22 protein-coding genes and 1 pseudogene are annotated in these 24,281 nt (G+C 65.8%); 12 read left to right on the forward strand and 11 right to left on the reverse strand.

Going from position 1 to position 24,281, the window contains the following annotated elements; all coding sequences use genetic code 11:
• Positions 1-75 precede the first annotated feature (75 nt).
• Positions 76-2,475: a xanthine dehydrogenase family protein molybdopterin-binding subunit gene (locus DPQ64_RS01385; RefSeq protein WP_115862572.1), complete on the forward strand. Its 2,400-nt coding sequence runs from the start codon at positions 76-78 to the stop codon at positions 2,473-2,475.
• A gap of 246 nt (positions 2,476-2,721) precedes the next feature.
• On the opposite strand, the gene DPQ64_RS01390 is transcribed toward DPQ64_RS01385, so the two are convergent.
• Both DPQ64_RS01390 and DPQ64_RS01395 read right to left on the reverse strand, forming a co-directional pair.
• Entirely contained in the window at positions 2,722-3,381 is a 660-nt protein-coding gene (locus DPQ64_RS01390; protein WP_115862573.1) for a nucleotide exchange factor GrpE, read from the reverse strand.
• 85 nt (positions 3,382-3,466) lie between these two features.
• On the reverse strand, positions 3,467-3,907 hold the full coding sequence (locus tag DPQ64_RS01395; protein ID WP_157971549.1) for a luciferase domain-containing protein: 441 nt from the start codon (positions 3,905-3,907) through the stop codon (positions 3,467-3,469).
• A 120-nt stretch (positions 3,908-4,027) separates the two neighbouring features.
• Here DPQ64_RS01395 and DPQ64_RS01400 point away from each other — a divergent pair, with 120 nt between their 5' ends.
• Positions 4,028-4,555: a CinA family protein gene (locus DPQ64_RS01400; RefSeq protein WP_115862574.1), complete on the forward strand. Its 528-nt coding sequence runs from the start codon at positions 4,028-4,030 to the stop codon at positions 4,553-4,555.
• 546 nt (positions 4,556-5,101) lie between these two features.
• A complete protein-coding gene (locus DPQ64_RS01405; RefSeq protein ID WP_115862575.1) occupies positions 5,102-5,584 on the forward strand; it encodes a metal-dependent hydrolase in 483 nt (160 codons plus the stop codon).
• 63 nt (positions 5,585-5,647) lie between these two features.
• Here DPQ64_RS01405 and DPQ64_RS01410 read toward each other — a convergent pair whose 3' ends face one another.
• Positions 5,648-6,406, reverse strand: a complete 759-nt coding sequence (locus DPQ64_RS01410; RefSeq protein ID WP_115862576.1) for a PHP-associated domain-containing protein — start codon at positions 6,404-6,406, stop codon at positions 5,648-5,650.
• An 87-nt stretch (positions 6,407-6,493) separates the two neighbouring features.
• Between DPQ64_RS01410 and DPQ64_RS01415 the strand changes: the two genes are divergently transcribed.
• Positions 6,494-7,657, forward strand: coding sequence for an acyl-CoA dehydrogenase family protein (locus DPQ64_RS01415; RefSeq protein WP_115862577.1), 1,164 nt, complete (start codon positions 6,494-6,496; stop codon positions 7,655-7,657).
• A gap of 574 nt (positions 7,658-8,231) precedes the next feature.
• Here the strand turns inward: DPQ64_RS01415 and DPQ64_RS01420 are convergent.
• Both DPQ64_RS01420 and katG read right to left on the reverse strand, forming a co-directional pair.
• Positions 8,232-9,203 carry a twin-arginine translocation signal domain-containing protein gene (locus DPQ64_RS01420; protein ID WP_115862578.1) on the reverse strand — a complete coding sequence of 324 codons (972 nt, stop codon included), beginning with the start codon at positions 9,201-9,203 and terminating at the stop codon, positions 8,232-8,234.
• 249 nt (positions 9,204-9,452) lie between these two features.
• The gene (gene katG / locus DPQ64_RS01425) at positions 9,453-11,591 is read right to left on the reverse strand and encodes a catalase/peroxidase HPI (protein WP_115862579.1); all 2,139 of its coding nucleotides are present in this window, start codon (positions 11,589-11,591) and stop codon (positions 9,453-9,455) included.
• A 351-nt stretch (positions 11,592-11,942) separates the two neighbouring features.
• Here katG and DPQ64_RS01430 point away from each other — a divergent pair, with 351 nt between their 5' ends.
• Both DPQ64_RS01430 and DPQ64_RS01435 read left to right on the forward strand, forming a co-directional pair.
• Positions 11,943-12,638 carry an HAD family hydrolase gene (locus DPQ64_RS01430; RefSeq protein WP_157971550.1) on the forward strand — a complete coding sequence of 232 codons (696 nt, stop codon included), beginning with the start codon at positions 11,943-11,945 and terminating at the stop codon, positions 12,636-12,638.
• A 268-nt stretch (positions 12,639-12,906) separates the two neighbouring features.
• Positions 12,907-13,212: a DUF7565 family protein gene (locus DPQ64_RS01435; protein WP_115862581.1), complete on the forward strand. Its 306-nt coding sequence runs from the start codon at positions 12,907-12,909 to the stop codon at positions 13,210-13,212.
• A 72-nt stretch (positions 13,213-13,284) separates the two neighbouring features.
• Here the strand turns inward: DPQ64_RS01435 and DPQ64_RS01440 are convergent, their stop codons facing one another.
• Positions 13,285-13,644: a DUF7410 domain-containing protein gene (locus DPQ64_RS01440; RefSeq protein ID WP_368275955.1), complete on the reverse strand. Its 360-nt coding sequence runs from the start codon at positions 13,642-13,644 to the stop codon at positions 13,285-13,287.
• A gap of 19 nt (positions 13,645-13,663) precedes the next feature.
• A complete protein-coding gene (locus DPQ64_RS01445) occupies positions 13,664-15,046 on the reverse strand; it encodes a hypothetical protein (RefSeq protein WP_115862582.1) in 1,383 nt (460 codons plus the stop codon).
• Positions 15,047-15,179: 133 nt separating this feature from the next.
• Here DPQ64_RS01445 and DPQ64_RS01450 point away from each other — a divergent pair, with 133 nt between their 5' ends.
• A complete protein-coding gene (locus DPQ64_RS01450) occupies positions 15,180-15,446 on the forward strand; it encodes a hypothetical protein (RefSeq protein WP_232820452.1) in 267 nt (88 codons plus the stop codon).
• Positions 15,447-15,587: 141 nt separating this feature from the next.
• Here DPQ64_RS01450 and DPQ64_RS01455 read toward each other — a convergent pair whose 3' ends face one another.
• Positions 15,588-15,851: an MTH865 family protein gene (locus DPQ64_RS01455; protein ID WP_115862583.1), complete on the reverse strand. Its 264-nt coding sequence runs from the start codon at positions 15,849-15,851 to the stop codon at positions 15,588-15,590.
• Positions 15,852-16,192: 341 nt separating this feature from the next.
• Between DPQ64_RS01455 and DPQ64_RS01460 the strand changes: the two genes are divergently transcribed.
• Together DPQ64_RS01460 and DPQ64_RS01465 are read left to right on the forward strand one after the other, a co-directional pair.
• Positions 16,193-17,671, forward strand: coding sequence for a hypothetical protein (locus DPQ64_RS01460; RefSeq protein WP_115862584.1), 1,479 nt, complete (start codon positions 16,193-16,195; stop codon positions 17,669-17,671).
• A gap of 214 nt (positions 17,672-17,885) precedes the next feature.
• Positions 17,886-18,986, forward strand: coding sequence for a DUF354 domain-containing protein (locus DPQ64_RS01465; protein WP_115862585.1), 1,101 nt, complete (start codon positions 17,886-17,888; stop codon positions 18,984-18,986).
• A gap of 144 nt (positions 18,987-19,130) precedes the next feature.
• On the opposite strand, the gene DPQ64_RS01470 is transcribed toward DPQ64_RS01465, so the two are convergent.
• Positions 19,131-20,150: a glycosyltransferase family 2 protein gene (locus tag DPQ64_RS01470; protein WP_115862586.1), complete on the reverse strand. Its 1,020-nt coding sequence runs from the start codon at positions 20,148-20,150 to the stop codon at positions 19,131-19,133.
• 283 nt (positions 20,151-20,433) lie between these two features.
• Here DPQ64_RS01470 and DPQ64_RS01475 point away from each other — a divergent pair, with 283 nt between their 5' ends.
• Both DPQ64_RS01475 and DPQ64_RS01480 read left to right on the forward strand, forming a co-directional pair.
• The gene (locus DPQ64_RS01475) at positions 20,434-21,471 is read left to right on the forward strand and encodes a M42 family metallopeptidase (RefSeq protein ID WP_115862587.1); all 1,038 of its coding nucleotides are present in this window, start codon (positions 20,434-20,436) and stop codon (positions 21,469-21,471) included.
• 326 nt (positions 21,472-21,797) lie between these two features.
• Positions 21,798-22,382 (forward strand): plastocyanin/azurin family copper-binding protein, encoded by a 585-nt coding sequence (locus tag DPQ64_RS01480; protein ID WP_115862588.1) that lies wholly within the window; start codon positions 21,798-21,800, stop codon positions 22,380-22,382.
• A 77-nt stretch (positions 22,383-22,459) separates the two neighbouring features.
• On the opposite strand, the gene DPQ64_RS01485 is transcribed toward DPQ64_RS01480, so the two are convergent.
• Positions 22,460-23,032: a type II toxin-antitoxin system RatA family toxin gene (locus DPQ64_RS01485; protein ID WP_115862589.1), complete on the reverse strand. Its 573-nt coding sequence runs from the start codon at positions 23,030-23,032 to the stop codon at positions 22,460-22,462.
• Between the two features lie 298 nt (positions 23,033-23,330).
• Here DPQ64_RS01485 and DPQ64_RS19445 point away from each other — a divergent pair.
• Positions 23,331-23,669: pseudogene (locus tag DPQ64_RS19445) on the forward strand (ATP-binding cassette domain-containing protein); the annotation flags it as partial.
• Between the two features lie 30 nt (positions 23,670-23,699).
• On the opposite strand, the gene DPQ64_RS19450 reads toward DPQ64_RS19445, so the two are convergent.
• A complete protein-coding gene (locus tag DPQ64_RS19450) occupies positions 23,700-24,095 on the reverse strand; it encodes a DUF7344 domain-containing protein (protein ID WP_232820460.1) in 396 nt (131 codons plus the stop codon).
• Between the last annotated feature and the right edge of the window lie 186 nt (positions 24,096-24,281).

Consider the following 24,281-nt stretch of genomic DNA (forward strand, 5'->3'; position numbering starts at 1 on the left):
GGACGCCGCGCGGGATCCGCGCGGCGTCCGCACACTCGCCAGAGCAGGGCAAACTGACGCCGTGGAGCAACAGAGATGGAGGACAGATCCGTGACCGGTGACGAATCCGAACCCACCGGCATCGGAGCCGAGACGCCCCGCCGCGAGGACGAACCCCTACTCACCGGCGAAGCCGAGTACACCGACGACCTGTCCGCACCGGGGATGGTCCACCTCGCGTTCGTCCGGAGCGAGCACGGCCACGCTCGCATCGAGTCGGTCGACACCGGATCGGCAGCCTCCTGCGAGGGCGTCCTCGGCGTCTACACGTGGGACGACATCGCGGCCTCCGACGCGCCCGGCGTACTCCCCATCGCCACCTCGCGGCTCGACTGCGACCCACCGGGCCACCCGGTGCTGGCCGGCGACAGGGTCCGGTATCACGGCCAGCCCGTCGCCGCAGTGGTCGCGGAAAGCCGGGCCGGTGCGCGCGACGCCGCCGAGGCAGTCGCGGTCGAGTACGCGCCACTCGACGCGGTGGTCGACCCGGAAGCAGCAACCGACCCCGACGCGCCGACCATCTTCGAGAGCGCGCCAGACAACGTCGCCGTCACGAGCGAGCAGGGCGACCGCGAGGCGACCGACGAGGCGTTCGCCGACGCCGACCGCGCGGTCGAGGTCGAACTGGAGAACAACCGGCTCATCGCGTCCGCGCTCGAACCCCGGGCTGCGCTCGCGCGCTGGAAGGCCGGCGACGACCAGCTCGCGGTGGAGATGACCAGCCAGTCGCCCCACGGCCACCGCCGGAAGCTCTCGACCACGCTCGGACTCCCGGAGAACAAGATTCGAGTAATCTCGCCGTCGGTCGGCGGCGGCTTCGGGCACAAGGGCCACCACTATCCGGGCGAGGCGATGGCCGGGTGGACGAGCAGAGAACTCGACCGCCCCGTCAAGTGGACCGCCACGCGCTCGGAGAACTACCTCGCGGGGGCACACGGCCGCGACCACCGGACGACCGCCGAGATCGCGGTGGACGACGACGGGACGATTCGGGGCCTCCGCGCCGAAACCCACGCGGGCGTCGGCGGCTACGGCCTCGGCGGCGGCCCCGCGATGCCGGGCTGGTACGGCCGACTGCTCTCCTCGCAGTACCGTATCCCGGCCATCCACTGCGAGACAAAGGCGTTGTTCACCAACACCGCCCCGGTCCACTCGTACCGCGGCGCGGGCCGCCCGGAGGCCATCTACGTCACCGAGCGCCTCGTGACCGCGGCCGCGCGGGAACTCGACCTCGACCCCGCGGAACTCCGCCGCCGGAATCTGCTCGGTCCAGACGACTTCCCCTACCAGACCCCGGTCGGCGCGGAGTACGACAGCGGCGACTACGAGCCGGCGCTCGACGCCGCGCTGGACGAACTCCGCACCGGGAACAGCGAACTCGACGCCGGGAGCGACGAACTCGACTACGAGTCTCTCCGCTCGACCGACCGCGACGACGAGGGCCGCTTCGTGGGCGTGGGCCTCGCCTGCTTCGTGGAGTCGACTGGCGGGGGCTTCGAGAGCGGCGTGGTCCGGGTCCACCCCGACGGCGGGGTGACGGCCTACGCGGGCACCCACTCGCACGGCCAGGGTCACGGGACGACGTACGCCCAGATCGTCGGCGAGGCGCTCGGCGTGGCCGACGAGCGCATCGAGGTCGTGGAGGGCGACACCGAGCCAATTCCGCAGGGGACCGGCACCTTCGGCAGCCGGAGCACCATCGTCGGCGGCAACGCGGTCGCCGAGGCCGCCGAGGCAGTGCGCGAGAAGGCCGAGTGCATCGCGGCGGGGCTGCTCTCGGACGAGAGCGACGGGGACGGCGACGGGGCGGTCAGTCGCGAGGACGTGACGGTCGACGCAGGCCAGTTCCGCGTCGCTGGCAATCCTGGGCTGTCCTGCTCGTTCGAGGAAGTCGCCTCGGCGGCGTACGGCCGAGGACGGCCCGAGGGCGTCGAACCCGGACTGGAGGCGACCAGCTTCTACGAGCCGGACGGGACCGCCTACGCCTTCGGCACGCACGCGGCGGCGGTCGCGGTCGACCCCGAGACGGGCGAACTCGACATCGAGCGCTACGTCGCGGTCGACGACTGCGGCGAGCGCGTCAACCCGACCATCGTGGAGGGACAGGTCCACGGCGGGGTCGCGCAGGGCATCGGACAGGCCCGCTCGGAGCACGCGGTGTACGAGGCGGACGGGACGCTCGCGACCACGCACCTCACCGACTACGCCGTCCCGCGGGCCGCCCACCTCCCGGAGTTCGAGACCGAATCGACCGTGACCCCGAGTCCGCGCAACCCCCTCGGCGTGAAGGGCATCGGCGAGGCGGGCACCATCGCCGCACCGCCTGCGGTGGTGAACGCAGTCGTCGACGCGCTCGCCCCGCTGGCCGTCCGGCACCTCGACATGCCGCTGACCGACGAGACCATCTGGCGGGCCATCGAGGACGCGCGGGAGTGAGACGGCGGATTCGCGCTCGGTCCCACAGCCACCGTGGGTGGGACTGAAACGGCCGCCCGCTCTCGTTCACATTCCATCGTAGCGCGAGCGGGCGGGGGATTTCGAAACAATGCTAGCTAGTGATCAACTGATAGCAGACTGGCACGAATAGGCGTATAGTTTCCAGAAGTTCACTATCTCCCAGCCACCTCTATCGCGGAAAACTACTACAGCTGACTCCGAAAAATCTACTCCCGACGACACAACTTATTCGTCCGAGTCGCCGTCGCTGACGGTGACCTGCGCGGCGCGCAGGACCTTCTCGCCCATCTCGTAGCCGGGCTGGTACACGTCCGCGACGGTGCCTTCCGGCTGGTCGCTCTCGACCTGCATCATCACCTCGTGGCGCTGTGGGTCGGTCTCCGCGCCGGGCTCGGGCGCGATCTCGTCGACGTTCTCGTCGTCGAACACGCGGTCGAGTTCCTTCAGCGTGATCTCGACGCCCTCTCGGAGGCTGTCGAGGTCGTCGTGGTCGTCGTCGAGCGCGCGGACGAGATTGTCACGCACGTCGAGCAGGTTCTCCACGAGGTCCTCGGTCGCGGTCTCCTGCAGCTGTTCTTGGCGCTTCTTGGCGCGCTTCTTGTAGTTCTGGAAGTCCGCGCGCTCGCGCTTGAGCTTCCCTTCGAGGTCGTCGGCGCGCGCCTCGGCCTCCTCGGCGTCGGCCTCCAGCTCTGCGAAGTGGGCTTCGAGGTCGGTGGCGAGTTCGGCGTCCTCGACCGCGACCTCGGCGACGAGCTGCGTGCTGGTCGGGCCGAGCGCGTCCTCGGTTTCTCCCTCGTTAGCCTCGGCCTCCTCGGCGTCGGCCGCGGACTCGTCGGACGCCTCGGTGTCCTTGCGCACCTGCTCCGTGGCTTCCTCCTCGGTCATGTGCGGTACAAGTAGGCGGGCGCGTTTAAGCATTCAGAAAGCGGCCGAGGCCCACCGTTCGACTCGCCCGTCGAACACCTATGTCTCACCCCTCGAACGCCGCCTTCACCTCGTCGCTCGCGCCCAACTCGGCTAACTCCGCGTCGACGTCCACCTCCGCGAACGTCTCGGCTCCCGCAGGCGTCTTCTTCAGCGTGGCGACGTGGTAGAGGTACGAGAGGCGCAACAGCCAGACGCACCGCTCGACATCCTCGTCGTCGCGGACGTAGCACGTCGTCCACCCCGACTCCGGGACGACCTGGTGCTCGCCGGTCATGCCCTCCGCGACCAACTGCTCGCGCAGGCGCTCGGTGAACGGCACGTCCACGATGCCCCAGCGGTGGACGTGTCCGACCTCCCGCGGGCCGAGCGTGAACTCCCGGCCCTCGAAGCGATGTTCCTCGGTGGTGACGTGGGGCCACGCGGCTACCTTCTCGATGACGCGGTCGACCAGTCTGGCCGCCTCGCGCTTGTCCAGATTCCCCATGGTAGTCCCACATGACGAACGCCGTCCGGGAACTTAGTCTGCGTGCCCGCGACGGGTTCGCTCGCCCGGAGGCGATTCGCGTCCCCCACTTTCATCCTCGCGCGCTGCGTTGGAACTCCCATGAGCGAGGACGACACGGAGCCACCTATCGAGGAGGCCATCGGAGACGCCCTGCGCGAAGCGGACGCCACGGTCGCTGTCGCCGAGTCCTGCACGGGCGGGCTGGTCGGCTCGCTGCTGACCGACGTGCCGGGGTCGAGCGACTACTTCGACCGCGGGCTGGTGACCTACTCTTACGACGCCAAGCTCCAGCAGCTCGGGGTCGCCCGCGAGGCACTCGACGACCACGGCGCGGTCAGCGAACCGGTCGCCCGTGAGATGGCTCAGGGCGTCCGGGACGTAGCCAGGACGACGTGGGGCGTGGCGACCACCGGCATCGCCGGGCCGTCCGGCGGGAGCGACGAGAAGCCGGTCGGCACGGTGTTCGTCGCGGTAGCGTACGCGGGCGAGTGGGGCACGCAGGACTCCTACGCGACGGTTTCGCGCTACGAGTTCGACGGTTCTCGGACGGAGGTCAAGGCCCAGATCGCTCGACAGGCGCTTCGGGATCTGCAAGCGGAGGTGGAGTCAAGGCGGGACGAGGGCTGAGGGATTCTGGTGGATTTCGTGATTTTGATTTTGAAACCCGGCGCGCGCTGCGCGGCGCACGGGAGCGCCGCGCAAAGCGTGCGAGGGACGAGCATCGCAGCGAAGCGAGAAGCGCAGGCGGCTGGGGAGGTCCGAGGATGCGGTGCTGTGCGGTGCGGTCACGCCTATGCTCAAGCAGTAGTTTGCTAATCTATTCGTACGACAGAAATGGACGAGACTGAGAAGCTAGCTATCGCTTGAGCCGAGGCGTGACCGCAACCGCACCGCACCTCGTCCTCCCCAACCGCCTGCGTTGCTCGGTCGCTTCGCTCCACTGCGCTACTCGGCCCTCGCGCGTTTTGGCGCGAGATGAACTCGCGCCAGCACGCGCCGGGATGGAGGAACAACCAGCGCGAGCGGGATTGAAAGACGAGTAGCACGAAGCAAGCGAACTGACCCACAGAGCAGACACCACGACAAAACCCGAGATCGCATGACGTGCGTCAGACACAGGAGAGAAAGGCTTGAGTCCTCCCCGGAGAAGGAATCGAACGTGACCGAATTCGCATGAACAAGGAGGGGCACGTCCTGAACGCGGTCCTGTTGAGCATCGGACTCGGGTACGTCCTCCACCCCGCGGGCGACGTGCCCACGTTCCGGGCCATCGCCGAGATGTCGGTCCCAATCGTCCTCGGCGCGCTGTTCCCGGACGTGGACACCGCCTTCGGCAAGCATCGCAAGACACTCCACAACCTGCCCGTGCTGGCGGTGTTCGCCGCCTACCCCGTCTACTTCGGCAATCTCCACTTCGTCTGGATCGGGGTGGTGACCCACTACGTGCTCGACCTGCTCGGGAGCAAGCGCGGCATCGCGCTGTTCTACCCCTACGCGAAGGAGTACAACCTCCCGTTCGGCGTCGCCGTGTCGAGCAAGTGGGCCACCGGCGTCACGGTCGCCGTGACGGCGGTCGAACTCGCGCTGGTCGCGGTGGTCGTCCACTTCGATCTACCCGTGCAGGACCTTACGCGGACGGCCGCGAGTCTGCTGTAGGGCAACGGAGCTACGTTGTCCACAGCGTCGAAAACGAGCCGTTCCAGTCTGCGACGTCGAGTTTCAGTCCGCGACCCCGAACCGGTCGTCGTACGCGACGTGGTCCGGGTGGGTCGGCTCCATCCCCGAGAGCAGCACGCGATCCAGTTTCTCGTAGGAGTTCTCCCAGCCGAGGTGCGCGAACTCGGCGGCACGGCGCAGTCGATGCGTCCAGCCCGAGCGGTGGGCCACCCGGCGCGGGACCGCGCGCTTCAGTCCGTCGATCAGTTCCTCGCGCGAGTCGAACGACGCGTCGAACTCGGTCCACGCCTCGCCGACCGTCCCGCGCAGGTGGGCGTACGAGGAGGTGAAGCCCGGCAGGTCGAACTTCGCCGACAGCGCCTTCGCCCGCCGGTCGTGGTGGGGCCAGTGCTTGGGGTTGTACACCTCCACGGCATCGATTGTATCACGGTAATCGGCCACGTCGTCGGCGCTGAGGGACACGTTGAGGAACGTCGGGTGGGGCACCAGCACCGCGGCGTCCTGGCGGTCGAACGCCGCCATCGCGTCGTCGAGCGGGAGGAAGTCCGGCACCGGCTCGTCCAGTCCGAGCGCGAGGACGTGTTTGCGCTCGTGCCAGCGCCCGGTGAACACCTCGCGGGCGGGCACGACGAGCAACTCGTCGTCGGAGAATCGGTCGGCGCGCTCGCGGACGTCCGGCAGTCGGGTGAAGTGGGGCGCGTACGCGAGCGCGTCGAGCCCGCGGGCCTTCGCGCGCTCGACCACGGACTCGTCGAGCACCTTGACGTGGAAGTCGACGCGGAACGACTCGGCCCCTGTCACGTCCGAAGATTGAGAGACTGCGGTGTTAACGATTCTGATTCTCACAAGCACCCCGGAGCATAACTCCGTGGGGGCCGTTCTGCGAGTATGGAACTCCTCGCAGACGACATCGTTCCGGAGGACGCCCGCGACGTCAAACACGAAGCGCGCGAGTTCGCCGACGAGCACGTCGCGCCCAACGCCGAGGAGTACTTCCGAGCGGGCGAGTATCCCCACGACGTTCTCGAAGCCGGGCAGGAGGCCGGCCTCGTCGCCCAGGACATCGGCGAGGAGTGGGGCGGCCGCGGCTGGAGCCTCACCCAGATGCTCGCGGTGGCCGAGGAGTGGTTCCGCGCGGACGCCGGCATCGCGCTGACGCTCCAGCTCGCCAGCTTCGGCGCGGAGATCGTCGAGCAGTACGGCACCGACGAGCAGCGCGAGGCGTACCTCCGCCCGGTCGCCGAGGGCGAGCAGATCACTGGCCTCGCGGTGTCGGAACCCGACACCGGGAGCGACCTGACTGGGATGGAGACCACCGCGGAGAAAGACGAAAGTTCCGACGAGTGGGTGCTGAACGGCGAGAAGTACTGGATCGGCAACGGCGTCGAGGGCGACTGGCTCACGGTGTACGCCCGGAGCGGCGACCCGCCGGAGGAGGCCGACGACCGCTACAGCAACCACTCGCTGTTCATCGTCCCCACGGACGCCGAGGGGTACGAGGCCGAGCACATCCCCGAGAAGATGGGGATGCGCGCGAGCAAGCAGGCCCACATCGTCTTCGACGACTGCCGGATTCCGGCCGAGAACCTCATCGGCTACGAGGGCGCGGGCTTCGCGATGCTCGCGGAGTTCTTCAACTTCGGCCGGGTCGTCGTCGCGGGCCACGGCCTCGGCCTCGCCGCGGCCGCCATCGAGGAGACGTGGGCGTTCGTCCACGACCGCGAGGAGTTCGGCCGCACCATCGCGGACTTCCAGGCGGTCCAGCACGGCCTCGCCGATATGCGCACCGAGTTCGAGGCGGCCCGCGCGCTCACCTACCGCGCCGCCGAGAAGGTCGAGAACGGGACGAAGCCCGGGCTGTGGGCCGCGATGGCGAAGACGAAGGCCACCGAAACTGCGACCGACTGCGCCGAGCAGGGGATGCAGTTCCACGGCGGGCGCTCGATCCTCGCCGACCGGCGCATCGCGCGGGTCTACCGCGACGTTCGCATCCCGGTCATCTACGAGGGCGCGAACGAGATCCAGCGGAATCTGGTGTATCGGCAGTCCTAGTGACCTAGATTGCTCCTAAAATACAGAATTATATAACCGAAAGTTTTGAAAGGAGGCCTACATGTAACTTATCACACAAGGGATAACGAACCGAAAGGAATTTATTTTAGATTTACATTAATACGGGTAAATGAACCGGCGGAGCTTTGCACGCGCCCTCTGTGCTTCTGCAGGAACTTTTAGCGGGTGTACATTCTTACGGCAAACTGATACGGTGCGGATTGAACTTGCAGAAATCGTTAACGCGGACGAATCAAGTGAACACCAAGTCCGTGTTCAGTTTCGTGAGGGTGGCAACGTCATTTATGACAAAAATCACTTAATTCCGAAACAGACTGGGTCAGTCCCACCAAGTGTGGTCCTAGACGATGAACTTCCGGACACACAGGGCCAGTACGAACTTCGAGTAACCGTAGATTCACAGCCAGAACCGGAGCAAATGGACATCGTGTCGATGACAGATAATGATTGCACAAATGTAATTGTTCTAATCAGAAGTGCTTCTTGGGTTGGTCTGACGGCAACTGAGCGATGCTATGAGCAGACTACTAAAGAACAGACTAATCTCTGAGTCCTACTCGCGGAGAGGTCGAACCTTAACTCCGGGGTTCTCTGCGACGTAGATCGACTGGTTGGGGTCAACATCCCCTTGAATCGCTAAGGAATGAATGTCGCCTGCACGCTTCTTTTTGATTCCGTACTCCTTCATCTGAGTCGTGTTTGCAGACGATGGGCTTGGGAGGACGGGGTGTGAGAGACTCCAACTCATCGAATAGTCTTTATTCGGAATGTTATCTCCATCGTTCTCGAAAAGCGTATTGCGCAATTTGTTTTCCACTGTCATGTCGACATAGTCGACATCTAGGACTTGTTCAGATGGGAACACAATATTGAACCGCATGAAATGTCCGGTCGTCTGTCTTGTTTTGTAACGTTTCCATTCGTGTTCTATCCCGTTATCGACAGCTCCATTCTGACTCGCCTTTTTCCAGTAAGTATGTATTTGATCCGCAGTTGTAACACCTGAGACTGAATCCGCAAAATGGTTAATGACTGCAATGATGGATTGCACAGTTGCCGTACTCCAAGAGTACCCGTGATCTTGGCCAGTTGTCACACCGAGGCCCCAATCGGCGTTCCCGAAGTAGTTCGTGCTGACCTGACTAGGGGCGTCATGTTCAGTTATATTGACCATCTGGTCTCCTTCAAACATCGCGTATTTAGATCCGTCTCCACTTGAGCCAACCTGCTTTCTGCAATTTGAGGCGTCAGCCGACGTGAGATACACATACTGCCACTTCTCCGAACCGGGGAGCCAGACAGCGTTGTCGACCAAGTCGAGAGTCGATCCAGCCGAGGTAGTGTACTGGATTTCATGTCCAAGCTCGTTAATCTGAATTTGACTACTTTCTGCGTGATTCTTGGGCCAGTCTCCATCTCCGACATTATCAGCTAAAGCGAACCCACTTAACCCGGTCACTCCGACCGTGGCCGCAACACCTGTCAAACTTGACTGCTTCAGGAACGCTCGTCTATCGTATGACATCAGTTAATAAGATAGACATAAATAACTTATAATTTTCTAAGTATAGTTTATATATTAATAACTTATGGATAATATGAAGATAAACCTGTAGACTATAGAAGTAGAGTTCTATACAGAAAAATATTTTAAATATTTAACAATCAGGACCTTCATAATGGCATGAATTCTATGCTTGTGCCTGTGCTATCAACGAATAGTGGCGCAGGCTAAGACGCGAGGTAAACCACCAAAATATACTTTTAACCGAAATTACGCGAGGTCGAAGCGGTCGAGGTGCATCACTTTGCCCCACGCGTCCGCGAAGTCGCGAACGAACTTCTCCTCGCCGTCCTCGGATCCGTACACGTCCGCGATGGTGCGAAGCCGGGAGTTCGACCCGAAGATGAGGTCGTTGCGAGTGGCCGTCCACTCGAGTTCGCCCGTGGCGCGGTCGCGGCCCTCGAACACGCCCGCCTCGTCCTCGGACTCTTCCCACTCGGTGTCCATGTCGAGCAGGTTCACGAAGAAGTCGTTGGTCAGCGTGCCCGGCCGGTCGGTGAGGACGCCGCGGTCGGTGTCCTGGTAGGTCACGCCCAGCGCGCGCATGCCGCCGACCAGCACCGTCATCTCGGACGCAGTCAGGTTCAGCAGTTCGGCCTTGTCGACCAGCAGGTCCTCGGCCGGTCGGTCGGCTGCGTCGCCGAGGTAGTTCCGGAAGCCGTCCGCCTTCGGTTCGAGCGCCTCGAACGACTCGACGTCGGTCTGCTCCTGCGAGGCGTCGACCCGCCCCGGCTCGAAGCGAACGTCCACGTCGTAGCCGGCCTCTGCGGCCGCCTGCTCGACCGCCGCGTTGCCGCCCAGCACGATGAGGTCTGCGAGCGAGACCTTCGTGCCGTCGGACCGCGACTCGTTGAACTCCGCCTGGATCTCCTCGTAGGTCTCCAGCACGGTCTCCAGCTCCTCGGGTTCGTTCACGTCCCAGCTCCGCTGGGGTTCGAGGCGGACGCGAGCACCGTTCGCGCCGCCGCGCCTGTCGCTGTCGCGGTACGTCGACGCCGACGCCCACGCGGTCTTGACGAGCTGAGGAATCGACAGCTCCGAGTCGAGAATCTCCGCTTTGAGCGCGTCGACCTCCTCGTCGCCGATCACGCCGTAGTCGGCGTCGGGGAGCGGGTCCTGCCAGATCATCTCCTCGTCCGGAACCTCGGGGCCGAGGAACCGCTCGGGCGGGCCCATGTCGCGGTGAGTGAGCTTGTACCACGCCTTCGCGAAGTTGATGCCGAACTCCATCGGGTTGTCCTGGAAGCGCTCGATAATCTCCCGGTAGTCGGGGTCGCGCTTCAGCGCGATGTCGGTCGTGAGCATCATCGGCGTGACCGACTCCTCACCCTCGACGTCGGGTGCGGACGTTCGGAGGTCCTCGTCGAGCGGGATCCACCGCCAGCCGCCGCCGGGGCCCTTCTCGGCCGCCCACTCGTAGTCGAGCAGGTTGTCGAGGTAGCCCGTGTCCCACGAGGTCGGTGCCTGCGTCCACGGCCCCTCGATGCCGCTCGTGATGGTGTCTTTGCCCTTGCTCGAGCCGTAGTCGCTCTCCCAGCCGAGGCCCTGCTGCTCGATGGGGGCGGCCTCTGGCTCCGGGCCGACGTGCTCGTCGGGGTCGTCCGCGCCGTGGACTTTCCCGAACGTGTGCCCGCCGGCGATGAGCGCGACGGTCTCCTCGTCGTTCATCGCCATGCGGCTGAACGACTCGCGGATGTTCTCCGCGGACGCCTCGGGGTCGGGGTTGCCGTCCGGGCCTTCGGGGTTGACGTAGATGAGGCCCATCACGGTGGCTCCCAGACCTTCGTGGAGTTCGCCCTCCTCGCCGAAGCGCTCGGAGGCCTCCCATTCGTCTTCGGGCCCCCAGTCGACGGCTTCGTCGGGCTTGAACGCGTCCTCGCGACCGCCGGCGAAGCCGAACGTCTTGGCACCCATCGACTCGATGGCGACGTTCCCGGCCAGAATGATGAGGTCGCCCCACGAGAGCTTGCGACCGTACTTCTGCTTGACCGGTTCGAGCAGCCGGCGGGCCTTGTCGAGGTTCGCGTTGTCGGGCCAACTGTTGAGCGGCGCGAGCCGCTGAGCGCCCTCCGAGGCGCCGCCGCGGCCGTCGCTGGTTCGGTAGGTGCCGGCGCTGTGCCACGCCATCCGGATGAACAGCGGTCCGTAGTGGCCGTAGTCGGCGGGCCACCAGTCCTGCGAAGTCGTCATGACGTCTTCGATGTCCGACTTCACCTCGTCGAGGTCGAGGTTCTGGAACGCCTCGGCGTAGTCGAAGTCCTCGCCGTACGGACCGAGGTCGCGAGCGTTCTCGTCGAGGACGTCCAGGTTCAACTGGTCGGGCCACCAGTCGCGGTTGGACCGACTCATCGTCGAGCCACCTCCGCACCTTCGTCGGTCGTCAGGGCGTCGCGTTCGCTGTCGGGCGTTACGTGATCGGAGCTGCCCGTTCCGCGCGTGGGCGTGTTGTCATCAGACATTAGGGAAATCTCCTACGGGCGAATGATACGAGTAGTAGCGTATAAATTCACCGATGATATTTTCGCCTTCCGACGCATATGTTCCGCAACTGGCGCAGATAGTCTCCTGATCCCGTATAATTTGTTCGTATTTCGTAACAGAATATTCGGTTATTCGAGGATTGAGGGACGAGGGCGTACCCTCACCGTCGACTCCGCGCTCACACTGACGTTTTTCGGGGTGGAGTGTGAATCTCACGATATGCGCGCCGTCTTCTTCGACCTCGACGGAACGCTGGTCGAACTCCCCGAGGACTTCGCCGGGCTGTTCGAAGCGACACTCCGCGAGCACGGCGTCGGTTCGGACGCAGACTCCCACGACCTCCACGATTACCACGAGCAGTACATGGAGGCGTTCTTCGACCATCTCGCGGACTGTCACCCCGAGCCGTATCGCGCGGCGATGGCAGACCTTCGCGAGAGCGCCGACCTCCCATCGAACCCGGACGCGCTCGCCGAAACGTACACCGAGCGCGAGGCCCGCGCAACGGCCATCCGGCCGAGTGCGCGGGAGATGTTAGAAGTACTCGACTCCGGCGGTCCTGACGCTCCCGACACGCCCGATCTCGCACTCGGCGTGCTGACAAACGGCGGCGCAAGAGCCCAGCGCCGCAAACTGGCCCACCACGGAATCGCCGGCCAGTTCAGGGCAGTCGTTGTCTCGGGAGAGGTGGGCGCGAGCAAGCCGGATTCCGAGATTTTCGCCGCCGCCGAGGACGCCATCCCGGCCGACGAGCACGTCTTCGTCGCCGACGATTTGGAGCGCGACGTGGTTCCCGCACAGGAGGCCGGCTTCACCGGCGTCTATCTCGCGGACGAAGACCCCCCCGAGGATGCCGAAGAGCGCGCGAACCACGTCGTGGAATCGCTCGGCGAAGTTCCGGATGTCGTCCGCTGAGTAGTCTCACCACCGGCGGGCGAAGACCGATTTTCCGCCAGCGCCCAGCAGTCGTCCCGCGAGCGACGACCGCAGGGAGGAGCGAGCGGCCCAAGTGACGACCGGAGCGAGCGTCGCGAGCGAAGGGAGGAACGCGGTGGTTTTGGTCGAGCTTTTGCCAGCGAGGGAGGCGGACGCCGCAGGCGTCCGCCGACCGAGCGCAGCAAAAGGTCGTGTTAAAAGGTCGTGGGGCGAAAGCTTGTTACCCCGGGACTTCGACCACCCGCTCATGAGCGACTGGGAGTGCGGCATCGACAGTTGCGGCGAGACGTTCGACGACGTGGAGGCTGCCATCGTCCACCAGACGACAGATCACAAGCGCCGCGAGTGCAAGGTCTGTGGGTCGGTCGTCCCCGACGGCTACTTCGCCATCAGACACGCGTTCGACGAGCACTCGCGCGCGGAGTACGTCCGGGCGTACGGCGCGAGCGCGGCCGAGGTCCGCCAGCGCGAGCGCGTGCGCGAGGCCATCGAGGACGACGCGGACCTCCAGCAGGTGGTCGACAAACTGGACGAAGTGACCGGCGGGCTCTGAACGGCGTCGCTGACCGAGAGTTCGTTCGTGCAGCAGCGCTGCGAATTCGTTCGTGAGTGCTGGGAGTTCGTTCTATCTGACCCCGCGCCAGCAGCCGACCAACAGTAGCGCGGCGTTCGTCGAACTGAAGGGGTCTTCCATCACGTAGGAGTAGACGAACAGGAACGCGAAGTACACAACGACCAGCAACGCGAGCATCTTGAGCCGGAACGTCCGGAGGTCGTCGCCCTCGCCGACGTACGCTTCCTGGAACGCCTCGCGGCGGTCGTCGTCGAGGCGCTCCCAGTGGTCGAGCCCTTCGTGGAGCACCAGCAGTCGCTCGCTCTCCAGCGGCCGCCCGCAGTACGGACACTCGGCGGGCGACTCCTCGGGCGGCACGCTGGTCTCGTAGCCCGTCTCGTCGGGGGAATCGGTGAGGTTGGAGTCGGTCATGGTCTACGAATATCGCTCATCAGACGAACGGCGGTTCCGCGCTCGGCGCGGAGACGATCCAGAGGCTGGTCATCGTGTACAGCACCATCACGATCACGAACGGGTACTGGCTCCGGACCGCCTGTAGCCGTCCGGGGAACACCTCGTACGCGCTCGCGTGGGCCACCCACACGGCGAGCAGGTGGCCGAGCAGGACGAACGCCACTGCGAGGCCGCCGAACCAGTCCGGCAGGACGATGACGGAGGGGTTGATCGGCGGGTTCCACGGGTTGGTCAGCGCAGACGCCAGCGCGGGCGACAGTGACAGGAAGTAGCCGAGGAAGTGCGCGAGGTGGTAGCCTGCCGCGATGGGCAACAGCGAGGGTGCGAACCGCCGCGCGATGGCTCCGACCGTGAGGTAGGTGTCGGCTGTCTGCCGGGAATACCGCGCTGCGGTCCAGTACGCCCAGAGGAACAGGCCGAAGCCGGCGACCAGCGCGGACGGATAGACGACCACTGCGGGCACGCCCGCGCCCACGACCGCCTCCGCGAACTCGGCCCACTGTGGCGTTCCGACGAGCCCGTCGAACGTCGTGACCCAGAGGATGGCGACCACGAACGCGACCTCGTCGGCGTCGTCGACCAACTTCGGCTCGGCCAGCGCCGCGCCCGGCGGCCGGAGTTCGAGCCCGTCGTCGCCGTACCGGAGCGGCGCGACCCGGCCGTAGTAGCGGAACACCCGCGCGACGGGGTCGACGTGACCGAACCACCGGTCGGGGCCGAACGCGAGTGCGCCGGCCAGCGTGACGGCCGAATAGCCCGCGATGACGGTGGCCAGAAGCCGCGGGTCGTCGGCCAGCGGGCTGACCACTTCGAGCCAGATCAGCGCCAGCAGGCCGACGACGCTCGGCCACGCGCCGAGCTTATCCGGATAGTTCCTGTCGAGCGTCGGGAGCCACTGGGTCACCGCGCGCCACGGGTTGAGCGCGGGCCAGGTGTTGCCCACGAGGTACACCGTGGCGACGTAGCCCGCCCACCAGCCGACCCACACCACTAGCACCGCGGCGTTGCGCAGCGGGTCGGTCGGGCCGTCGAACCCGACGGCGACGACGCCGACCAGCGCGAGGACGGACAGTGCCTGCGTCACGGTCGTCAGTCCCGCCAGCGGCGCGCTCGCGACGCGTCGCCAGTCGTGGATCGCCCGGATCAACGCCCGGTCGGTGACGAAGCTTGCGAGCAGGAACGACGCGCCGACGACGCCGCCGCCGGTCAGCAGGAACAGCCACGTCGGGACGGACATGCTTCCGGCTTCCGTGCGCAGGCTTCCCCCGTGGGCGAGCGCGGTGCCGGCGAACGCAATCGCGGCGACCAGCGCGGTCCCGGCCAGCGCGAGCAGACGTTTCCGAGCGGTCGACCGTCTCATCGTCGGCTTTTGGCGCGGTCGTGACTTGTCGCTTCCGGACGTTCGTTAGCTCCGAAGCCTCGCCGTTTCGGAAATCCCGTGCGCCGGTAGCGTTTTGTGAACCCGGGTGGTACGGAGCGCCGGGAGGTTCACCGTGGAACGTCAAGATACACCGACAGGACCGGGAGAGCAGGGCGTGGGCGACGGGATGGAACCGGGCCAGCAGCCCGACGACATCGCGGAGATGGACATCACGGAGCCGACCGTGACGTGGCTCGAAGTGTCCCATCCTCAACAGCCGATTCCCATCGGCGAGAACGACCGCGTGCTGAACAGCCACTTCAACGAGCAGTACGACGTGTGGGAGGTCCTGCTCGTCGCGCTCCCGGAAGACGACGAGGAAGAGGACAGCGAGGACTGATCGAGGAAGAGAGCGAAGAGAATTGACCGAGTAGAGTTCGACGGAGACGCTTTTTATCGTCTGTTTGGTCGTCTCGCGCCGATTGCAAGAAGTAGTCCGAGTCGGTGACTCGGATCGGTTGATCTGTGCGGAGTCCCGCTCTCAGAGCATGTCGTTCGCCTTCAGCCCCTCCAGCAGGTCGTCGACCAGCGTCTCGACGTCGTCGTAGGGGAAGTCCTGATCGCCCGAGAGCTTCGTCGACAGCTCCATCGCGGTGAAGCTCACGTCGCCCGCCTCGAAGCGCGTACCCGGGCCGTCCGGGAGCCCGGGGACGAGATCCATCGGGTTGTTGACCGGGTAGTCGGCACCCTCGAACGCCTCGGTGAACTGCTCGCGGAGTTCGGCCTCTGTTTCGTCGTCTGCCATACCCGGACATGAGTGTCGGTTTCGGCAAAAACGTTCCGGAACAACTGAGAACTGGTTGAGGGTTGTTCGCGTTCGGAAAGACGCCCGGCCGAAACGGTCGCTCTTCGGAGACGATAACGTCGAATTACGGCCGGAAATGGCTTCGTACCGGACCGTTCAATACTCCACATCTGCTGTTTTCAGGGCCCAGAAACCGATTTTCCCCGGTTGCTCTCTCGGGCTTCTCTGACGAGAAATCTGCTTCGAAATCGGTCCCAAGTAAGCTCTACTGATAAATCGATACGCGGCCCTTGAAGAGAAACCACAAGGTTTGTAAACCAGTAATCGAGCATTGAAGCCGCATGGCACGCGACAAGGCACGCGAACGCGACGACGAACTGACGGTCGACAGGCGCTCCTTCCTCGGAGCGGCGGGTGCGGGCATCGCTTCCGCGGTGGGAGTGGGCACGCTCGCGAGCAGTGGGGCCGCAGCGGACTACCGGACAGTTACGGTCCCGGCCGGCGAGACCCAGTCGTTCAGCGTCGGCGACGGCGAGACGCTGGAGAACCTCCTGATCGACATGACCGCCGACGGCGCGTCGGCGAAGATCACCGCCTCGGGCGACGACTGGACCATCCGGAACGTCGGCTTCGAGGGCGAACACCCCGGCGGCCACTACCTGCTCGTTCCCGCCGTGTCCAGTCCGGACGCGACCGGAACCATCGAGAACGTCTACATGGGCGACGGGCAGGCCCCCCGAAGCGCGAAGGGCGGCGTCTGGGTGAACGCGAACGTCCCCCACCGTGGGACGATCGAGTTCCGGAACGTCCACATCGCGCACATGATCGACAACGGCCTGTACGGGAGCGGGCCGGGAGCGCAGGGCGCCGGCGGCGTCACGAACGTGTACGACTCGTACTTCCACTCGAACATGATCTCGAACGTTCGGCTCAACTCGCGCGACGAGACCAGCTACGTCGAGAACACGACTATCGACGTGGACGACTCGGTCCGACCGTGCGGCGCGGGCTGTAGCGCCCCGGGCAGTACGAGCACCCGAGCGGTCTGGTCGTGGTACGGCAAAACCGTCGTCGAGAACTGCGACGTTCGCGGCGATATGCTCGGTCACGACGGTGGTTCTGTCGAGACCAGAAACACTCGGACCGGGAGCGACGCCGACCTGAAACCCCCGAGCGGCGTCCCGATGTCGGCCGAGGAAGCGGCGGGCGGTAGCTCCAGCGCCGACGGTGGCGACTCCGGATCGTCGACGACCACGGAGTCCGACGGGGGCGCCGATGGGAACGCCGAGGGCGCGGTGCTGGAACTGGTCGCGGGGTCGAACACGTCGGACGCCTCCTACGAGTTCACGGTCGAGGGCAGCGCCAGCAAGCGCACCTCGGCGGGTGACGTTGCAGCCGAGTCCAACGACACCGTCACCGACAACGGCGACGGCACGGTGACCGTCTCCGGCGTCGCTGGCAACGGCTACGGCGACTCGTTCCTCGTGGACGGCGAGGTGGTCTCGATGGATCTCGACGAGAGCCAGTGGACGCTCCGCTACGAGGGCGACGAGGTGGCAGTCAGCGATCTCGTGCTCCCGAACAAGCTGGTGATCGACGGGAGCGACCACCCACGACTCGCCAGCACCTACTCGTTCACGGTCAGCGGCGAGGCGCGCAAGAGCGCTGCGCTCGGGTCGGTCAACGACCGTGACACCATCTCCGAGGGCGAGATCTCGGGCCGCGTCATCGGTGGCAAAGACGGGTTCCGGTTCTCCGGGGAGATCACCGGCTTCTCGCTCGAGGGCCCCGCGAGGGTCCGCGTCGAGAACGGTTCCTAACTCGAACGTCAAGACGGTTTTTGAGACGGAGTACTACGACGGTTTCTCCGAGCGGCGCATCGCGCCACCGCGCGTTCATGCGTCACCCGACGATAAGCCAGCCTTACCGTGGGCGACAGAACTCGCGTACCGGAGCTGTACGGGCGGTTGTCCGACGCTAACCGGGCGAACGTACCGTAGAACAATGGCTCGGCCCGTCCGACGTGAGGCTGACATGAGGTACCTGTTCTTCACGAACACCCCCGCACACGTCCACCTCTATCGGAACGCCGTGGCCGAACTGCGCGACCGCGGCCACGAAGTACTGTTGCTGGCCCGCGACTACGGCTGTACCCGCGACCTGCTCGACTACTACGACCTGCCGCACGTCATCTACGGCGAACTGGCGACCAGCAAGCTCTCGCTCGCCCGCCAGCTCCCCACCCACTACGTCAACATCGTCCGGGAGGCTCGCGAGTACGACCCGGACCGCATCTTCGGGGTCGGCGCGTACGCGGCTCACGCCGGGGCCGTCACCGGAGCCTCGGTGGTGCTCATCACCGACTCGGCGAACACGCACCTCGACCACGCCATCTCCCGGCCCTTCGCGGACGCCTACCTCACGCCCCACACCTTCGGGAAGGACCTCGGCGAGAAGCACCACGCGTTCAACGGCTTCAAGGAGTGCGCCTACCTCCACCCCGAGGTGTACGACCCGGACGCCGATATCCGGGACGAACTCGGCGTGGGACCGGACGAGACGTACGCCATCGTCCGGCTGAACGCTTTCGGCTCCCACCACGACGTAGGCGAGGACGGCTTCACGCCGGAGAAGCGCGAGCACCTCGTCGAGGAGCTCAGCGAGCGCGCCACAGTGTTCGTCTCGGACGAGGGCGGCGACATGGACTTCGCGTCGGTGCCCGCCGAGCCGTTCGATCTCCACCCCGCGCGCATCCACGACGCGCTCGCGGAGGCGTCGCTGCTGGTCGCCGACACCCAGACGATGGTCACCGAGGCCGCGCTCCTCGGCACGCCAGCGGTTCGCTCGAACTCCTTCGTCGGCGAGGACGACATGGGCAACTTCCACGAGCTCGAACGCGAGGGACTGGTGTACAACCTCGAAGCGTTCGGTGCGGTGCTCGACACCGCAACCACCCTGCTCGAACGCGAGGGAGTCGCCCGCGAGTGGGAGCGCAGGCGCGAGGCGTTCCTCGCGGACAAGGTGAACCTCACCGATCTCGTCGTAGACGTGGCGACCGACCCGACGATGATCCAGTCGTTGCCGACCGAGCGGACCCACAGCCAGCTTCCGCGGGAAGCGTCGGCCCTGAAGTAGTCGGCGCGACTCCGACCGTCGGCCGAACGGCTGAAGATCCGAGAACCGTCGAAACCCGCGAGGAGAGCGAAGCCGTCCGTCCCTGTCGTGAGCGTTCGTTTTCGTCCCGAAAGCCAGTCACCGTCCGGCGTGTCTGTCTCCGTCCTACGCGTCTGCTTCCGCCTCGCCGAACACCTGTATCTCCAGGTCCTCGTTGCGCTCCACGTCGAGGAGCACGGCGAGCGCGAGCGACGTGGCGCTCACCAGTCCGGCCACGCCGACGTGGTCGAGGTCGATGGCCACGCCGCCGAGTACCCCGAGACCGGCGAGGAGCGTGGCGAGGAGTCCGAGGACGCCCAGCACGTAGCAGAGGACGGTCGAGCGGTCGCCATCCTCGGTGGACTGGGTCCGGAGCCGGCGACAGAAGTTCACGAGCAGGAGCGTCGACAGTCGGGGCACGAAGGTCCGGTACCGAATGGTGCTCTGCTCGTCGCCGTAGAGCGCGGGGACCGCCACGTCGGCGACCTGCATACCGCACTCGTTCAGGCGCACGAGGAGCTCGTTGGCGAAGCCGTACTCCTCGTAGAGGTTCTCGACGTCGAGTTCGTCCAGCGCACGGTAGGAGATAGCGGTGTAGCCGTTCTGCGGATCGCCGATGCGCCAGTAGCCGCTGGCGATCTTCGTGAGCAGCGAGAGCACGGCGTTGCCGAACAGCCGGAATCGGGGCATCCCGTCCCGGAACTCGGGGTGGAGGAGCCGGTTGCCCTTCGCGTAGTCGGCTCCGTGGTCCACGACGGGATCGAGGAGGCCGTCGAGCAGGTCGGGGTCCATCTGGCCGTCGCCCGCCATCACGGCCGTCACGTCCATCTCGTCCCGATAGGCGCGTCGATAGCCGGTCTTGATGGCTCCGCCGACGCCGCGGTTGGTCTCGTGACGGATGGGGACGACGCGCTGCGAGGAGGCGAGGCCGCCGTCAGCGATGGTGGCGTCGGCTCGGCGCTGGCTCGCGACCCGATTCGCCTCGTCGGCGTGGTTGCGGATCTCCTGCCACGTCCCGTCGGTCGACTGGTCGTCGACCACGTAGACGCGGTCCACGAAGTCGGGCATCGTGTCGATGACCTCCCCGACGAACCCCTCCTCGTTGTACGCCGGGACCACGACGCCGACGGTGTGACCCTTATACATCGTTCGACGCCGCTGCGGTGTCGGTCGTCCGATAGCAGTCACAGGCAGAACGGGTCTCAGTCATGGCGCTCGCGTCTATTATTCCGACAGATACGACTTTGTTATACGCGCGCTTCGCGACGATTGGCGGAGGATATAACCGGATAGGGGCCGCCATCCGGCGAACAGGCCCCAACAACCGACCGGCTGACGCGAGCCTCGGGTTGGTCCGGTCCGATCAGGGCCGCTCGACTCCTCCCGCGTACGACGGGTCTTTATACCGGCGGAGCCGCCACGGTTCCGCATGGATTTCGACCTGCTGTGCGAACTGACCGAGACGAGCGGCGTTCCGGGCTACGAGGACCGCGTGCGCGACCTCGTCCGCCGGGAACTCGACGGCGTCGTGGACTCGCTGCGGACCGACGCGATGGGCAACGTCGTCGGGACGGTCGAGGGGTCGACCGACTACGAGGTCGCGATCGCGGCCCACATGGACGAGATCGGCTTCATGGTCAAGCACGTCACCGACGAGGGGTTCCTCGAAATCGACGCGCTCGGCGGCTGGGACCCGGACGTGCTCCGGGCCCAGCGCGTGACGGTCCACACCGAGTCGGAGGACCTGACGGGCGTCATCGGCTCGATTCCGACCCACGTCCGGAGCGACGACGACGAGGAGTACTCCGTCGAGGACGTGACAATCGACCTCGGGCTCCCGGCCGAGGAGGTCGAGCAGCGCGTCTCTGTCGGCGACCTCGTGAGCACGGACCAGACCACGGTCAGGATGGGCGACCAGATCACCGGCAAGGCGCTCGACGACCGGGTGTGTCTGCTCGCCATGCTGGCGGCCGCCGAGCGCGTCGAGGACCCCGAGGTAACTGTCCACTTCTGCGCGACGGTGCAGGAGGAACTCGGCGTGCGCGGCGCGCCAGCGGTCGGCGCGGACCTGGACCCCGACCTCGCGGTCGCGCTCGACGTGACGGTCGCCAACGACATCCCCGCGGTCGATGACGAGGGCAAGTACGTCACGCGACTCGGCGACGGCGCGGCGATCAAGGTCAAAGACTCCAGCGTGGTCACGACGCCGAAGGTGTACCGCCGGATGGCCGCGCTCGCCGACGAGCGTGACATCGACCACCAGATGGAGGTGCTGCCCTCCGGGGCCACGGACACCTCGGGCTTCCAGAACACCCGGCGCGCGCGACCCGTCGGCGCGATTTCGATCCCGACGCGGTACCTCCACACCACGACCGAGACGGCCCACTGCGACGACGTGGAGGCCGCCACCGACCTGCTCACGGCGTTCCTCGAAACCGAGGACGGTCAGCACGACTACAGTCTGTAGAGCCCAGTTTTCGTTCCACCTTCTCACGCTCGCCCATTCTTCCCCTAACAAACTAGCTGTTCTACCGCGAGCGACGAGCGATAGCGCGGCGCGAAGCGCCGCGGACACGCGAGCGGTGAAACCGCGAGCGAAGCGAGGAGCGAGCGGACCAAGGAACCCTCGAAGGAGCGAGGGCGAGGCGGCCTCGCCGCCTCGCTCCAAGCGACTGAGGGGGTGACGCCGTGTTTTTCATCAACGTTTTGCCAGCGAGGGAGGCGTCCCGCCGACCGAGCGCAGCAAAAGGTTGGACCGAAAGTATAGAGTACCCGCCACCGCTACCCTCGGGCATGAGCACGGACGGAAGCGAGTCGGTCACGCGGCGCGGGTTCATGCGGACCGCCACGGGCGCGGCGGCGGCCGCGGGCGCGGCCGGAACTGCATCGGCGCAGGACGAAACCACCGAAGGCGAGGACGGCGGCGGGGGCGGTGGCGGCACCGAGGAAGTGGCCGTCGGCCCCGGTGGGAGTCTGGTGTTCGAGCCCGCAGAACTGGAGATCCAGCCCGGCACGACGGTCCACTGGGTCTGGGACTCGGACAATCACAACGTCCAGCCCTCGGCTCAGCCCGAGGACGCCGACTGGAGTGGCACCGAGGGCGGCGACGACCAGACGTACAACACCGGCCACGAGTACTCCTACACCTTCGAGGTCGAGGGTGACTACGAGTACTACTGTACGCCTCACCGGCAGGCGGGCATGACCGGCACCATCACGGTGTCGGCGGACGCTGGCGGCGATGGGAGCGCCGGTCCCGCCATCCCGTCGAGCGCGAAGACCCTCGGCATCGCCACCACCGCCGCGATGGTGTTCACGCTCGGGCTGGCGTACTTCTTCCTGAAGTACGGCGGCGACTACGCCGGCGTCGAGGAGTAGCGCGGCTCGGAAGGGGACTTTCGAGAGTTTTCACCGGTGTATCCGAACGCGAGCCTCGACTTCACCTCGTCGAGTGGCTAAATCTCGTCGGGCGACTCGTGGAGTGTCAAATTCACCTCGCGGCGCTCGCCTTCGAGGTCCTCGACGATCCGGGCGACCACCTTCTCGGCCTCCTTCAGGACCAGCGGTCGCACCTTGTCGACGACCCAACCGAGCGAGACCAGCGCCGGGAGGTCGAGCATGTCGGAACTCGCCGAGTTGGGGTCGAACTGGATGACCAGCCGGACGCGCGAGGCCGCCTCGGCGTCGTCGGGCGTTTCCGCGTCGTCGTTTGCGGCGTTGGGGGCTTCGTCGACGGACGCCTCGGGCGCGTCCTCGACCACCCACGCACCGTGCGCGTGGAGGTCCTCGACGATGCGCCAGTCGATGCGCTCGGGCGGGTCGGTGTCGGTCACGGCCGACCGGACGGTGTAGTTCAGCTTCCACCACTGAAGGTGGATGTCGTACTCGGTGCCGACCTCGCCCTCGCCGTGGCGCTCGACCCGGTCGAGGTACTCCGAGTAGCGGGCGTACCCCTCGAAGTCGAGCAGGAACTCGTAGGCCTCCTCGGGCGGCACGTAGACGACGGTACTGAGTTCGACGCTGTCCACGCGCCGGGATTCGGGTGAGTCCGGCGTAAAGGTTCCGGCGAGGAAAATCCGCTTTTAAGATCGGATAGTGTCGAGAATCGCCTCCACTGATGGTAGCTCGATGTTAAAATTGGATGTCGGCGCGCGCGAGCAACGCGAGCGAGGTCTGCGCGAGTGGAATGAGCGCAGGCTCGTGGGAGCAAGCTCGGACGGTGGACAAGTGAGCGACCAGCGGGAGCGAACGAGGAGGCTGGGGAGGTGTGAGGTTGCGGCGACTCATATGCCTCGGCAGTAGCTAGCTTCGTGATTCTTTGATTGATTGCTGAGTCCGAGCGAGCTACTGCTTGCGCCTCGGCGTGACCGCACAGCACCGGCGATCACCGACGCGCCGGACGCCGAGGAACTCGGCGCAGTCCGCGGGCAGGTCGAGGACGATTCGGTCGACTTCGTCTACGAGGACGAACGCGTACTCGATGACATCGACTTCGAGGCCGAACCGGGCGAGACGGTCGGGCTGGTCGGCCCCACCGGCGCGGGCAAGACTACGGTCCTGAAGCTCCTCGTACGGCTGTACGACGTGTCGGACGGCGCGACCCGGGTCGACGGCCTGAACGTCCGTGACGTGACCCTCGACAGCCTCCGGAACGCGGTTCGGCTTGTCTCCAGTTTGCCTGCCCGCGACTCGCCCTCAGTCCGCGGGCTCGGTTCGACGGGTGAGGTGGGACGGCGGCGACTCGGACTCGCCCGCGGCGCGGAGGTACGGATCGAGGTCGTGGGCTTCCGCAAGCTCCACGGTGCCGTCGTGCGCGTCGTAGTCGACGACCTTCGCATCAGCCAGCTTGGGCAGGTGGACGTGGAGCAGCGACGTCCGCACGTCCGCCGGCGAGGGTGACGCGTCACCCTCGCCCTGCTGCGCGCCCGCGCCGGCCTGCCACGCCGCGATGCGCTCGGCGAGTTCCTCGACCGTCGCCGCGCCGTCGCGCTTGACAGCGTACAGCACGCCGCGGCGGCGGGCGTTCGCCAGCAGGTCGAACGTGACGCTCACTTCGGCGCTGTTCTCTTCGGCGGGGGTGCCTTCGGTCATACGATTCGTGGCTTGGACCGAGGGCATATCAACCGGCGTTTCGCTCCCGGTGCGTTCGGCGGAACCGTTCCGGCCGTTGCGACTGTTTCAATGCAATCTTTCCATTTTTATTCGTTTCTTCGGATTCGGCGCTGTTTCCGAGACCGCGGTATTCAGCGGTTCTCCGCGACCGATGACGACGGCCCG

It is taken from the genome of Halorussus litoreus, from assembly GCF_003382685.1.
In the GTDB taxonomy this organism is placed as follows: Archaea; Halobacteriota; Halobacteria; order Halobacteriales; family Haladaptataceae; genus Halorussus; species Halorussus litoreus.